Source organism: Luteibacter sp. OK325, assembly GCF_003050935.1.
In the GTDB taxonomy this organism is placed as follows: domain Bacteria; phylum Pseudomonadota; class Gammaproteobacteria; order Xanthomonadales; family Rhodanobacteraceae; genus Luteibacter.
Window position 1 is genome coordinate 198,972 of sequence record NZ_QAOX01000002.1, and the last position, 13,746, is coordinate 212,717.

Consider the following 13,746-nt stretch of genomic DNA (forward strand, 5'->3'; position numbering starts at 1 on the left):
GACCGGTTGTGACTATGGGATAGAGAGCAGGGCGACCTGCTCTTCGGGGAACGTTTGTCTTATGGATTTCGACAGGCGCCCATTCACAGGCGCCTCCTTCGTCTGCACAGGAGAGTCGCGCTATGCAAGTTCATCTTCCTTCCCTGACCCGTCTGGCCATTGCCTGCGGACTGCTGTCCCTGGCGGCCGGCGCATCGGCCCAGGTCAACGGTGTCGGACAAAAGCCGTATCTTGGCTGGAGTAGCTTCAGCCAGCAGACGCTCGATTCTGCTTTCCTCACCCAGGCCAACATGGTCAGGCAATCCGACGCGCTGGCGTCGTCGGGCCTGCAGGCGCACGGGTATACGTACATCAACCTCGATTCGGGCTGGCAGGGCGGATTCGACGCCAACGGTCGTCCTACGCCTGACCCGACGACGTTTCCCGACATCAAGGCGATGATCGATCACATTCACGCCAACGGTCAGAAAGCAGGCATCTACTGGATCCCCGGCGTCGAACAACCGGCAGTGCAGGCCAATTCTCCCATCCTTGGTACGCCGTACCACATCACCGACATCCTCGCGGTGCCGTACCGCGCCGGTAATGCGTTCGGTGGACCGGGGACCTCGCCGTATCACTACAAGATCGACTTCTCGAAGCCGGGTGCGCAGGAGTACATGGATTCGGTAGTGGCCCTTTTCGCGTCGTGGGGCGTGGATTTCATCAAGCTCGACGGTGTGACTCCCGGCTCTTATAGCGACGACCTGAGCATCGACAATCGGGACGATGTCGTGGCGTGGTCGAAGGCCATCGCGCACAGCGGCCGCCCAATCTGGTTGACGGTGTCGTGGCAGGTCGACAAGGATTATCAGGACATCTGGAAAACCTATGCCAACGGGCGTCGCATCGACGACGACGTGGAATGCGAAAGCCGTTGCGCCACGCTGACCAACTGGCCACGCATCGAGAAACGCTTGCGCGATCTGCCGTCCTGGCAAGACACCTCGGGGCCGACGACGGGCTGGAATGATCTCGACTCGCTGGACATCGGTGACGGCGCCCTCGACGGCCTGAGCATCGACGAGAAGCGTTCAGCCATGACGATATGGTCGATGGCGAACGCACCGCTTTACCTTGGCGGTGACCTTACGCGTCTGGACGATACCGGCAAGCGTCTCGCGGGCAACGACGAGGTGATCGCCGTAGACCAGTCCGGCAAGCAGACGAAGCAGGTGCTGGCTGGCGATATCAACGTATGGGTGACCGACCTCGGAAACGGCCGCTACTACGTGGCGCTTTTCAACATGAATGCGACGACGACGGTCGCCAACCTGCCCTGGCATGTGGTCGGCATGACCGGTGCGCGTCGCATGCGCGACTTGTGGACCCATCAGGAGCTCGGACCATCGCTTGCCGACCATCAGGTCGTATTGCCCGCCCATGGCACGCAGTTGTTGCTGGTCGAGGCACTGCCAGGTCATGTCGCGGCAACACCCACGACCAGTTACGAGGCGGAGCAGGGCACTCTGGGGGGCAATGCCGCTGCGTATGCATGCCCTGGCTGTTCGAACGGGTTCAAGGTTGGTGGGCTGGGACTCGGTGCCAACAATACGGTAAGCATCGACGGCGTTTATGCGCCGCATAGCGGCACATATCTCATGCAGATCGATTCACTCACCCTCGGCCTGCGCTCGTACCTCTACCAGGTGAACGATGGTCCGTTCCGCACCTTCAACTCAGGTGGAAGCAGCTTCCAGTTGCCCTCGAGCAGCACGGTTCCCGTATGCCTTCAGAAGGGGCTGAACCACATCCGCTTCGGTAACACGGTCAGCTACCCACCGGATCTGGATCGCATCGTGATCAGTGGGACTGGTGACGCACCCTTGCCAACGAGTACGACCTACGAGGCAGAATCTGCCATCCTCGGCGGTACCGTCACCGCCGGGTTCAGCAATTATTCCTCGGGTCTGGCCAAGGCGGGAAATATCGGCGGCGGCAGCGCAAACAGCGTGACGTTTACGAACGTCACAGCTCCCTATGCGGGCGTCTATCAGCTCGAGATCGACTACGCCACGAGCGGAGCTCGCTCGCTGTTCCTCTCGGTCAACGGAAAGGCAGCGCAAGAACTGAGCCTGGATGGGAGCAGCTTCGATGACCCGGTGGCCAAGGTGCTGGAAATCCCGCTTCACGCCGGGCAGAACACCATCCAGCTCGGCAATCCCAGTGGTTTCTCACCTGACCTCGATCGCATCGTGGTGACACCGCGGGTGTTGCCGGCCTTGCTCGGCGTTTCTACACAGGCGTGCAAGCAGGACATGCGTTGACTGAGGCGGGATAGCCTCATGTTGATCTAAGCGGCATGGCTTCATGTGGGAGCCGCTTCAGCGGCGATGGCCAGTCAGTGGCAAGCACCCATCGCCGGCGAAGCCGGCTCCTACACTTCCGCCGGACACGGTTGGTTCTCTATGCTAGGTTTCGCTGGCAGGGGGATTCTTCGGGGAGAGCGGTAGATGGCGATCACCAACGAGGCGGTCCGCAAGGGCCTGCGGGCGGGATTGTTCGGTTGTGTCATGACGTGCTCGGTGCCGGCTGTCCAGGCTGCGACGGCGCCCGGGTTCGATGTTGGGTCGGCGAATGTCGCAGTAGCCGACCCCTCCGTGCCCAGGCCGCCAGGCAAGGCCTGCACGGTCGAGCTCTTCAACGGCTTCACCTTCCGGGATTTTTCCAACCATCCCTATACCTATGCGCCGCCGGTGGGTTGCGGCAAGTCGTGGTCGAAAGTCGTGCTCGAAGCCGATTTCTCGGTAACGGCGGGCCGCCAGTTCGACCGTACCGCGTCCTTGTGGCTGGCGGGTGCGAATATCTACTTCGGCACGACACAGGAGCCCTCCGCCACGGTCTCCCCCAGCTGGCACGTCGAACGCGATGTGAGTGACTTCGCCAGCGTGTTGGGCCAGCCTCAAACCGGTCAGGCGATCCTGGGCAATATCGTCGACGGAACCTATACCGGGATCATCAGCGGCTCCGCACGCCTCGTCTTTTACCCGGCAAACGTGTTGGCACCGAAGGTGGATGCGCCCGATGCGGTGTTTCCGCTATCGGACGGCACCGGAGGCGGCACCGTTGCACTCAATACCGGCAACGATGTGCTGTCACGCACGCTCACCTTGCCTACCAACGTGGAACGCGCCTATCTGGACGTGTTCGCCCAGGGGCAGGGCGGCGACGAGTTCTGGTACTCCTGTGTACCCGACGCGCTGGCCGATGAAGCACAGAGTTGCGGCGGCGGTTCGTACCGTGAAGTGCAGGTTTCCATTGACGGACAGCAAGCAGGTGTCGCTCCGGTCTATCCGTGGATCTTCACCGGTGGCATCGATCCCTACATGTGGCGTCCCACGCCGGGCGTGCAAGCGCTCAACTTCCTGCCTTACCGCGTCGATCTGACGCCTTTCGCCGCGCTGCTCAACGACGGCAAGCCGCATGCGTTGGCTATCGGCGTCACGGGTGCCAATGGCAACTTCTCCGTCACCGGCAACCTGTTCGTCTACCTCGATCGTGGTCGGAAGGTGTTGACCGGTGCGGTTACCTCCAACACTTTGCAGGGCCAGGCAGCCGTCGCCTCGATCGACAATCAGTTGACCGAGGCGGCCGGCGTCGTAAGCGGCTCGATCGCGACGCGCGCCTCTCGCAGCTTTCGCGTGGCCGGTTACGTGGACACCTCGCGCGGGAGGATTTCTACCGACGTGAACCAGACCGTGACCTTCCGCAACACGCAGTCCTTCACGATCGATCCAGCGCACTACCAGCAAGGCATCGACCAGCTCGCGACAGTCGACAGCACCACGAAGACACGGCAGGGGCCGCTCGGCTTTACCGTGACGACGCAGGCTCACTTTGACTATCCGCTGCTGGCAAGCTTCGGCTACACCTTCGACACCGAAGGCAACATCGTTACCGCACCAAGCGCGGTTACGCAGGGCTTCTCGCGCCAGTTCAGCAAGAAGTTGGGCAATCTGGTCCTCTACCGCAGCGATGTCGACAACAGCATCGATACGGCCGATACACTCGCCTTCACAAATGGCGCCGTGACAGGGCACTCGGGCCAGCGCAGTACCCAGCAATTCCGTGCAAGTGACAATCTGGGCAGCTGCTACGGTCGCGACGTCTCCACCACGATGGGCGTCCTTACCACCGCGACGGATGGCGGCGATTGCCCGCAGGGCCGCAACCGGTTGTTGTGGTTCACGCATCCGGACGGCTCGCCCGATACATCCAGAACAGAGGACCCTGGGATCTTCTGATCTTGCCTCCCACATGGATGTCGAATCCCGGGCCGGTCGTTCGTCGTTATAGTCAAGGCGGGCGATCGGCCTGGCCAGAGCGGGAGAGTCCCATGGCTAAGTTTGTCTTCGGATTGAACCAGTCCCTGGATGGGTACGTCGACCATCAGGCGTTTGGCCCTGATCAGGCGCTCTTTCGTCACTTCATCGAGCAAGTGCGCCAACAGACCGGCATGATTTACGGCCGCCGCATGTACGAAGTCATGCGTTATTGGGACGAAGACTCCCCGGACTGGGATGAAGAAGAGCGCGAGTACGCCGCGGTTTGGCGCAGCCGACCGAAATGGGTGGTGTCGCGTACGCTGACATCGGTCGGCCCGAACGCCAGCCTCATTGGCAATGACGTTGAGTCGGAACTACGGGCGCTGAAGGCCGGGCTTCCCGGGGACATTGAAGTCGCGGGCCCGGAGCTCGCGCAAAGCCTGGCCGACCTTGGCCTGGTCGATGAATACCAGATCTACCTGCATCCCGTGGTGCTCGGTCACGGCAAACCCCTTTTCGCAGGCCCTCGGCCGCGACTTAACCTCGCGGCCAGCGAGGTAATCAGTGGAGGCGTCATCAGGCTGACCTACGTGTAATTGTGTAGCAGCTGGGTACCGGCGTAAGTTACGCCTAACGTTACGCCTAACACTCACCGGAACGGAACCGGTCCGCATATGCCACCCACCAAGCTAGTCAGTACTGGAGCGGAGCGCCAGAAGGCGTTCCGTGACCGGATGACACGGATGGGCATGACGATCCCCAGGATCTACATGACCGAGGGCGAGCAGGGGCAGGTCAGGGAGTTCCTGCGGCATCACCGCAACGAGCGGACCGATCTATTGATCGGTGGGATGGATTTGCAGGCCATGAGCCAGAAATGGACGACGCAGCGCTTGTTCGATGCGTTGCAGGAGCATGCCGGTAACCAGCAGCAATTCTCGCGTGTGTGGCTACAGGCCACACCGGCGTCGATCGAACTTGCGTTGGCGGCCTATGGTGACCAGCCAGTGCACCTGGTGGTGACCGAGTACGACATACGCATGACGACAACGCTCTGCGATCAGCGCACGGTGCAGGATCCCTTGCGCTTCAACGAGGCCTGCCTGCGCCTGGGTCCGAACATGCCGCTGTCGAATGTGGGCCTGGTGGGCTCGCAGTACATTTTGTTTGGCCAGCTGTCTGCGCATTCGCCGCTGGCGAATATCGTCGAGGAACTCGATGTCATGGGTCGGAACGTGATCGATGCACAGGCCGAACTCGCCCACCTGATCGGGTAGGGAACGACGCCTCAACCCCTCTTATGAGAAGCCTCTCCTGCTCTTTGCGGCAGCGGCCGCGTGCACGCGAATTTTGTGTCGAGTGAGACGTTTTCCAACTTTTCCAGATGTTCCGCGTTACCACCCCGGTGTTGCGCCGGGCCTTTTTTAAACCTTAAGGACATTCAGCCATGACCTGGCTTATTGCTATCGCAGTTGCCGTTGTCGTACTGATCGTGCTCGTCGCTAGTTCCAATGTCATCGTCTACATCCCCAACGATCGCGTCGGCGTGGTCGAACGGCTATGGGGTGCGCCGTCGGTCACTCGGGGACTGATCGCGCTCAATGGCGAGGTGGGTTATCAGCCGACCTTGTTGCGTGGTGGTTTGCATTACTTCGTTCCGTTCCAGTATCGCGTGCACAAGGTCGACCTGGTAACCATTCCGCAGGGCGAGATCGGCTACGTTTTCGCACGTGACGGTCACGATCTGGAGGAGGGCCAGGCACTTGGTCGCACGGTGCAGCCCGGCATCGAGGACGTTGCCGCCTTCTTGCGTGCTAACGGCCAGAAGGGTCCGCAACGCACCATTCTTCGCGAAGGTACGTATGCGTTCAACGTGGCGCAATTCGCCATCATCACGGCGTCGCGCGTGCATGGATTGCTGCTGTCCGAAGAAGAGCGCAGCACCATCGACCACATGGGCAGCGTGCTGAAAGAGCGTGGCGGCTTCTCGCCGGTGATCATCGGTGGGCGTCGCGAGAAGGCCTCGGCGGATGCGGATGACACCGCCAACGACATGCTTGGCGTGGTGACGGTGCACGACGGCCCGGTGCTGCCGCCGGATGAAATCGTCGCGCCGCGCGTAGGCCAGGATGCGGCCGACAAGGCGACGTTCCACAACAACTTCCAGAATATCGATGCATTCCTGCGTGCCGGGGGTAATCGCGGCCGCCAGCACCAGGTGCTGGTGGAAGGTACGTACTACATCAATCGCCTGTTCGCGACGGTGGACTTCATCCCCAAGACCGTGGTGCCGGTTGGTTTTGTCGGCGTGGTGGTCTCGTATATCGGCAAGGTCGGTACCGACCGCTCGGGCGAGGGTTACTCGCATGGCGAGCTGGTCGACAGTACCTGCCGAGGCGTGTGGAAGGAGCCGTTGCTGCCGGGCAAGTACGCGTTCAATCTCTACGCGGGCAAGATCCAGCTGGTGCCGACGACCAACTTCATCCTGAAGTGGACGCCGGAGGTGACCAATGTGCACAAGTTCGACGAGAACCTCTCCGAGGTGTCGCTGATTACCAAGGACGCCTTCGAGCCGCTGTTGCCGCTATCGGTGGTGGTTCACATCGACTACCGCAAGGCGCCGCTGGTGGTGCAGCGCTTTGGTGACATCAAGCGCCTGGTCGACCAGACGCTGGATCCGATGGTCAGTGCGTACTTCAAGAACATCGGCCAGACGAAGACGCTCATCCAGCTGATCCAGAACCGTGCGGATATCCAGCAGCTGGCCAGTGTCGAGATGATGGAGCGCTTTGCCGCCTACAACCTTGAACTGCAGGAAGTGCTCATCGGTACGCCGCATGGCAGCACCGGCAATCCGTCGGGTGCACGTATCGACACGCTGCTCAACCAGCTGCGTGACCGCCAGGTGGCGATCGAGCAGGTGGCGACGTTCGAACTGCAGGAGCTGTCGGCGGTGAAGGAGCGTTCGTTGCGCGAGGCGCGTGCCAAGACGGATATCCAGGCCGAGCTGACCAATTCGGTGATCCATATTGATATCAAGAAGAACGTCGGTGACGCCAACGTGGTGGAGGCGAGCAAGCGCGCGAATGTGATCGGTATCGATGCGGATGCCGAACGTCGCCGCCTGACCGCCGAAGGTGACGGCCGTGCTTCGGCGATCGCCGCGGTGGGTAAGGCTGAGGCCGAAGCGATCCAGGCGAAGTCGGCGGCCTTGACCGGCGAGGGTGCGCGTCTGCAGCTGATCAATACACTGGGTGCGCAGTTTGCCGAGGCGATTCGCGATGGCAAGATCGCCATCGTGCCGAAGATCTCGCTGGGTGGTGGCGATGCGGGTGGCAACGGATTGTCTTCGCTGATTCAGTTGGCTAGCTCGTTGTTGGCTGAGCGGGCGGATGCAGAACTCTCCGACGGGAAAGCGTTGCAAAGCACGCAGGGTTAAATGTTGTAGCAAACGTGAGATGGGGGAGGGCATCCAGATGATGTCCTCCCCTCGGACTACTGAAGTAGTTTTACGGGATGGCGCTCCGTACAAGTGACGATGCGCGCTCCATGGGCACCTGACTACAGTGCGATGTTGCATGACGTCCAGGGAGAAAACCCGTGCCTAACCTCAGCGATCTGTCACTTGAGATGCTAAGCGCTGTCCTGAAGGATCGCGACATCTTCAACCTCTCCAATGTCTATGTCGCCGGTATCGAGGTAACGCAGGCAATTCAGTGGTACGAGGCCAGGCAACACCTCACGGACAAGAGCGATCAGGGACCCGACAACGGGGTCACTCTTGTTGCCAACAAGCCTGCATGGGTCCGCGTCTATATCGGCGGCTTCATCGCGCATAGCGGAGTCACGGGCACCCTGACGATGCAGCGTCGTAATGCTCACTTTGCCTGGGAGGATGTTGGTGTTCTCGATCAGCAAGGCTATAGCAGTGTGAACTACGATCCGGGCACGTCGTATGCCGAAACCCGGCGCCGTCTTTACCACACACTCAACTTTGTCATCCCGGCCGGGAAGATGCGTGGGAACTTCCGGGTGGTGGCAAAGATTGAGTCAGCCAGAGGTTCGTCTGCCAGCGGATATGCGGACGTCGATGCGACTTTGTTGCAGACGCTGCAGATACGAGGCATCCCCATCCGCTACTGGGGCAAGAACACCGCGGGTAACTCCGTGCAGATCGGCCCGACCACGGCGGCGGAGTTCGCCAGTACGGCCACCTGGGCGATGCTGACCTATCCTGTCGAGAACGTGCCGAGCATCACCCTGGCAGGCATCTTTACCTGGTCCGAGACGCTGGCCGGACCAGCCGTCGTCCCCGGCGGATGCTCGACCGGCTGGAACGATCTGCTGTACTGGTTGCAGCTTGCCAAGGTCATCGACGGGACCAAGCCGGGTGTCATCTACTACGGTCTGCTACCTGCCGCCACGCCCAACGGTCCGGTCATCGGCTGCGACATCGGTGGCGCAAGCGCGGGAATTTCGGGTGACGGCATTACGATGGCCCACGAGATGGGGCACTACCAGGGCTTCCCCCATTCGCCTTGCGGAAATGTCGGGACGCCCGATGCCAATTATCCTGCATATGAGCCCTACGACACCGTCGGCGCACGCATCGCGAGCATTGGCGAATTCGGCCTGGACGTGAGCACGGGAGCGATCTATGACCCGGCCACCACGAAGGATTACATGTCCTACTGCGGTCCGCAGTGGACGTCGCTCTATCACTACAACGCCCAGATGGGGAGCAGCTGGTTCAATCCCCGCTACGTCTCCTCGGGCGACCGGCCGGCGTGGTGGGACCACTACCAGCTCTACCGCAAGTACTCCATACCGCGCGACCTGCCTCGCCCGGGGCCGGTCGAAGAGTTCCTGGTTCACGAGCGGACCGTTGTGCAGCTCGAGCCATCGATTGTCGTCACCGGCATGCTTCACGATGGACAGCTCGACATCCGGTCGGTGCTTCGCGTCGACGCCGCTCGGGGGAGTGGCGACAGGGGCGAGGAGCTGCTGGAAATCCTCGATGCTGGCGGAACTGTCATCGCAAGCGGGGCGTTCCATTACTCCCCCGTGGGCGCGTGTGGGGGGAACAGTGGCGGATCAGGACACGATGGCGGTTGTGGTTGTGGTTGCGGCGGCCTCGCGGGCGGCCGATCGGAATGTCCGCGCGTCGTACAGGCGATCCTTCCTGATGTGGATGGGGCGGCCGCCATGCGAGTCGTCCGTCGCGGCGAAGTGGTATGGAAGCGGGAAGCTCCCAAGCGCGTGCACGCCCTCGACGAGGTACGTGCCGAGGTGGGGCATGAAGAGATGGCTGTGGAGTGGCACGTTTCCGAAGGCGAAGTCAGCGAGACGCACCTTCAGCTATCGAGCGATCGCGGTGAAACCTGGAGCTTGCTGGAGCTCGGAGTGCGGTCGACCACGACGAAGATTCCCTTGAATGTTCTCCCGCCCGGTCGCCACCTCGTTCGGGTGCTTGTATCGAACGGATTCCACACCGTGACGTCGAAGCCGGTAGACATTTCGGTCCCGGCCCGCCCACCTGTGGCGACAATTCACTGGCCGCTGGACGGCGCTACTGTCACTAACACGGCGAAAATGCGGCTTTGGGGAAACGGTATGTCTGCCGGGACCGAAGCGCTTCCAGACCGGGCTCATGCCTGGGCAATCGATGGGACCGAGATGGGTGTCGGGCACGATGTTTGGATCACGCCACCGATGGTCGAAGGTGAGCACGTCGCAACACTCACCGTTCGGGACAGGCATGGCGAAACCAGCATCTCGAGCCGGTTCTGGATATCGGCTAGCGGGTTGGCACCACGCCTGCAGCGCTCGTCGCGGTAGACGAGGAGACGGATGGACAGCGGCGATCATCGTTACTACCGCTGTCCGTCCACCGAACCCAACTACTGTTCGAAGCGCTCCGCAACCGCAACGGCGCAACCTGTTTGCAGGAGATTCCCCGCCGGGTCGAAGAACTCGACCGTGGCCTGGGGCGTGCTCAATTTGTTCGGCCCGGGCCCCATCTGAATCGTCTGGGTGATCTTCTGCGTCTTGACGAGTCCGCCATTCATCGTGATGAAGGCGATGGACGCCGCGCTGTACTGGCCTTTGTGCCTGCCGCGGCTCCACACGCCATGGCCGGGACCGCGCTCTGCGGGGTAGAACATGGAGTTGGCCGTGGTTTCGGTCATCGTTCCGCCGTCCGCAAAGGTCAGCAAGGACTGGAACGGAGCGCCGACGGGCGCGCCCGATTGGCAGTTATGCAGGGTTATCTGGAACTGCCATGTCCCGGCCAGGTCGCTCGAGTCATCCCTGTCGTCCGAGTCGTGAGCCGCCACGGCTGACGCGCAGGCTAGGGCGCACGCGCCGATCAGCGCCAACGCTGCCGGCAGCAATCGATATTTCGCGATCATGAGGTTTCTCCACTGAGTGATTTCGACGGTTGTGACGCTTGCGAAGCGAGAACCCACCCTGTGCCGATTGATCCGCGGCGTTACTTGCCCTGGCTTCCTGCCGTTTGTGACAACTGAGTGTCTTTATGGCACTCTTGTGCCATGAACATAGTGCTAGGATCTGGCCATGTCAATCTCCCATTCGAACGATTTTTCGGCGGCTGGCCTGGAGAAGGGCCGTAGCAGCCAGAAATTGCGCACCCGGCGTGCGTTGCTCGAGACGGCGGCAGCCATGATTGCCAAGGGCTTTCGCCCCACGGTGACTGAAGTGGCGGATGCCGCCGACGTTTCACGGCGCACGGCTTACCGCTATTTCCCCACGCAAGTGAAGCTCATGACGGAAGCCGCACTCGAAGGCTTGCGGCCATCCATGGAGGCTGCGCTCGATGCCGCTCCCACGGGCACGACCACCGGCGCGATCGAAGCGCGCGTGGATGCGTTGGTCGGACAGATGCAACAGCTCGCCCTGGCCAATGAAGCGTTGCTGCGCACGATGATCCACGAAACCGTTCTGCATTCGCCGGATGACAAACAGCCACCGCGAGGTACGCGCCGAGTCGAGTGGATCGACGCTGCCGTGCATCCCTTGCGCACACGCCTGGGCCCCGCGTCCTATTCACGCCTGGTGTCGGCGTTGGCGTTGACGACGGGTATCGAGGCACTGCTGGTGCTTCGCGATATTCGCGGATTGTCAGCCACGCAGGCGGTGCAGGTCAGTCACTGGATGGCACGCGCTCTACTGAAACAGAGCCTTGCCGATCGCGATGCCGAGAAGCGCAGGGCCCGCGACAAGCGGCGCAAAGCCGAGGAGTCTTAGCAAGAGCCTTGTCGGGCCACCCCGGCAAGCGTAGGCGCGTCAACCACGGGTTATCGGGAGATCACTCATGACAAGCAGGTTCTTCTCCATCGTTGCAGCAGGCGCCATGGCCTTTGCCCATGCCGCCCCCACCCACGCGGATGCACTGGCCGAGAAGCCGCTCCGACAATCGCTCGATCGTCTCGCACAAGCATGGAATACCGCCGATGGCGCCATGTGGGCGAACGAATACTGGCCCGAGGGTGAGCTGGTCAATATCCTCGGCGGCATCATGCCCAATGCCGAGGCAATTCGGGAGCGCCATTCCGCGGTCCTGGCAGGACCCTTCAAGGGCAGCCACTTCGAGAGCACGGTGCGACACATCCAGTTCCTCGGTCCGGACGTGGCGATCGTCGATACCGATATACGGGTGACCAACTTCCATGCCTTGCCGCGCGGGGCGGTCGCGACGTCGCCGGGTGTGCTGCTGACGCGCATGAAGCATGTCTACCAACGCCGTGACGGCACGTGGCGCATCATCGCTTCGCAGAATACGGCGGTGCTGCCCACGGTCGATGCGCCACTGACATCGGGTCCCGGTTCGACATGATCGGATCGGCGCGGTAAGTCAGATTCATGAGTTGCTTCGCACATCCCATCGTTACACGCATCCGATGAAACGCGGGGTTTTCGGCGAGTAGTTCCACTGAGCGAAAAGAAGTAACTGACGCGAACTTGCCGTATTTGTTTATGCCTGTTGGCGCAACCAAAAGGGGTATTGCTATTCGCGCCCGAAGAGCAATGACTATGCATTATCAGCGTACTTCTGAATGACCCGATGACTGACCTCGGTGCGATCGCGCACGACCGAGAGTCCATGAGGGAACTGCTATGCCGACGCACAAGAAACACCTGGACTTCGACCTGCGGCTGTCCGTGGAGGGTGATCGTTACTTTGCGAAGGTATCGAACTCTCCTGCGGGAGAATCGGAGAAGTCGCAGATAAGCCTTCAGTTCGGCAGTGAGTCGTTGGAGGCATTGCGTCTGCGGCTTGCCGATGCCGTTAGGCGTCGTTCGGGGTCGGGTGTGTCGCCGGCGTCGAAGGAAGAGAGTTTGCTTCGCGAGTTCGGTGACCAGATATTTCGCGCGATATTTCGCAATACGTTTGCGGTTGCGACCAAGTTCGAAGCCAGCCTGGGCATCGTCCGGGAGAGAAGTGATGAGCTCGAAGGCCTGCGCGTCAAGTTGCATGTCGATTCGCCCGAGCTCGCGCTGCTTCCCTGGGAATTCATGTTCGACAAGGCCATGGGTCACGAGGACGCCTACCTGTGCCTGAACAATCGTTCTCCCATCGTCCGGTTCCTCGATATCGAAGGCCCACCAACCCGGTTGCCCGTCGACGGACCCGTGCGGATCCTCGGGATGGTGTCGAATCCCTGCGCCGCCGAATGGCCGGATCTGGACGTCGAAGCCGAGCGTACCCGCATCGACATGGCACTGAAGGATCTCCCCGCGGGGTCCGTCGAGCTCAAGTGGGTGCATGGGGGATCCACCGATAGATTGTTCGACATGATGCAGGAGGGGCCGTGGCACATCTTCCACTTCATCGGCCACGGTGGTGTCGATGAATACACGGACGAGCAGGGGCAACAACGTACGCGTGGCTTCGTACTGATGCAGGACGGCGACGGTAAGCCGGTGAAGGTGTATGGGTCGGGACTGGGCGGCATGTTGCAGGCGGACGGGAGTCTTCAACTGGCCATCCTCAATTGTTGCGAAGGCGCGCGTGGCGCTATTTCCAGTGCCGGTGCGTCGCTGGTCAGTTGGGGCCTGCCCATGGTCATCGCCATGCAATTCCCCATCACGGACGGGGCTTCGGCGCGCTTTGCAGAACGCTTCTATCGCTCGCTGTCGATGGGTGAGACGGTCGAGCACGCCCTGACGACTGCGCGACAGGGGATGCTCTGCGCCGGCGGAATGGAGTGGGGCATTCCCGTGCTTTTCAGTCGTTCCGGTTCGAGTGTGGTGTTCCAGGCCGGCGTCCGAAAGACGCCCGTGACGCCGATCACGGTGACACCTCCGGCCAGCATGTCTACGCTTCCCACGTATGCCGTAGCGCCGGTGGTAAACCTGAAGGCCCAGGACGAGTTTCGAAAGATGTTGTCCCGGCGCTCCGGCGCCCGCTAGGCGAGAGGGA

The 13,746-nt window shown here is 61.4% G+C and carries 10 protein-coding genes; 9 read left to right on the top strand and 1 reads right to left on the bottom strand.

Annotation, left to right across the window (positions count from 1 at the left end):
* The first annotated feature begins 122 nt into the window (after window positions 1-122).
* From C8J98_RS04760 to C8J98_RS04785, 6 genes are all read left to right on the top strand, one after another.
* On the top strand, window positions 123-2,306 hold the full coding sequence (locus tag C8J98_RS04760; protein ID WP_107911440.1) for a CBM35 domain-containing protein: 2,184 nt from the start codon (window positions 123-125) through the stop codon (window positions 2,304-2,306).
* 186 nt (window positions 2,307-2,492) lie between these two features.
* The gene (locus tag C8J98_RS04765) at window positions 2,493-4,283 is read left to right on the top strand and encodes a peptide-N4-asparagine amidase (protein WP_107911442.1); all 1,791 of its coding nucleotides are present in this window, start codon (window positions 2,493-2,495) and stop codon (window positions 4,281-4,283) included.
* Window positions 4,284-4,375: 92 nt separating this feature from the next.
* Complete coding sequence (locus C8J98_RS04770; protein ID WP_107911444.1) at window positions 4,376-4,900, top strand: dihydrofolate reductase family protein; 525 nt, start codon at window positions 4,376-4,378, stop codon at window positions 4,898-4,900.
* Between the two features lie 153 nt (window positions 4,901-5,053).
* Entirely contained in the window at window positions 5,054-5,581 is a 528-nt protein-coding gene (locus C8J98_RS04775) for a DUF2170 family protein (protein ID WP_158272600.1), read from the top strand.
* A 170-nt stretch (window positions 5,582-5,751) separates the two neighbouring features.
* Window positions 5,752-7,743 carry an SPFH domain-containing protein gene (locus C8J98_RS04780; RefSeq protein ID WP_107911448.1) on the top strand — a complete coding sequence of 664 codons (1,992 nt, stop codon included), beginning with the start codon at window positions 5,752-5,754 and terminating at the stop codon, window positions 7,741-7,743.
* A 161-nt stretch (window positions 7,744-7,904) separates the two neighbouring features.
* Window positions 7,905-10,142, top strand: a complete 2,238-nt coding sequence (locus tag C8J98_RS04785) for a hypothetical protein (RefSeq protein ID WP_107911449.1) — start codon at window positions 7,905-7,907, stop codon at window positions 10,140-10,142.
* Between the two features lie 62 nt (window positions 10,143-10,204).
* On the opposite strand, the gene C8J98_RS04790 is transcribed toward C8J98_RS04785, so the two are convergent.
* Entirely contained in the window at window positions 10,205-10,714 is a 510-nt protein-coding gene (locus C8J98_RS04790; protein WP_107911451.1) for a hypothetical protein, read from the bottom strand.
* 166 nt (window positions 10,715-10,880) lie between these two features.
* Between C8J98_RS04790 and C8J98_RS04795 the strand changes: the two genes are divergently transcribed.
* The 3 genes from C8J98_RS04795 to C8J98_RS04805 all read left to right on the top strand — a co-directional run bounded on the left by C8J98_RS04795 (window position 10,881) and on the right by C8J98_RS04805 (window position 13,736).
* A complete protein-coding gene (locus C8J98_RS04795; protein WP_107911453.1) occupies window positions 10,881-11,570 on the top strand; it encodes a TetR/AcrR family transcriptional regulator in 690 nt (229 codons plus the stop codon).
* A 67-nt stretch (window positions 11,571-11,637) separates the two neighbouring features.
* Window positions 11,638-12,159, top strand: coding sequence for an SgcJ/EcaC family oxidoreductase (locus C8J98_RS04800; protein ID WP_107911454.1), 522 nt, complete (start codon window positions 11,638-11,640; stop codon window positions 12,157-12,159).
* Between the two features lie 281 nt (window positions 12,160-12,440).
* Window positions 12,441-13,736, top strand: a complete 1,296-nt coding sequence (locus C8J98_RS04805; RefSeq protein WP_107911456.1) for a CHAT domain-containing protein — start codon at window positions 12,441-12,443, stop codon at window positions 13,734-13,736.
* Window positions 13,737-13,746 lie beyond the last annotated feature (10 nt).

Excerpts from the sequence above, each read along its gene's own strand:
- C8J98_RS04760 (WP_107911440.1), top strand. The coding sequence starts at position 123 with ATGCAAGTTCATCTTCCTTCCCTGACCCGTCTGGCCATTGCCTGCGGA.
- C8J98_RS04765 (WP_107911442.1), top strand. The coding sequence starts at position 2,493 with ATGGCGATCACCAACGAGGCGGTCCGCAAGGGCCTGCGGGCGGGATTG.
- C8J98_RS04770 (WP_107911444.1), top strand. The coding sequence starts at position 4,376 with ATGGCTAAGTTTGTCTTCGGATTGAACCAGTCCCTGGATGGGTACGTC.
- C8J98_RS04775 (WP_158272600.1), top strand. The coding sequence starts at position 5,054 with ATGACGATCCCCAGGATCTACATGACCGAGGGCGAGCAGGGGCAGGTC.
- C8J98_RS04780 (WP_107911448.1), top strand. The coding sequence starts at position 5,752 with ATGACCTGGCTTATTGCTATCGCAGTTGCCGTTGTCGTACTGATCGTG.
- C8J98_RS04790 (WP_107911451.1), bottom strand. The coding sequence starts at position 10,714 with ATGATCGCGAAATATCGATTGCTGCCGGCAGCGTTGGCGCTGATCGGC.
- C8J98_RS04795 (WP_107911453.1), top strand. The coding sequence starts at position 10,881 with ATGTCAATCTCCCATTCGAACGATTTTTCGGCGGCTGGCCTGGAGAAG.
- C8J98_RS04800 (WP_107911454.1), top strand. The coding sequence starts at position 11,638 with ATGACAAGCAGGTTCTTCTCCATCGTTGCAGCAGGCGCCATGGCCTTT.
- C8J98_RS04805 (WP_107911456.1), top strand. The coding sequence starts at position 12,441 with ATGCCGACGCACAAGAAACACCTGGACTTCGACCTGCGGCTGTCCGTG.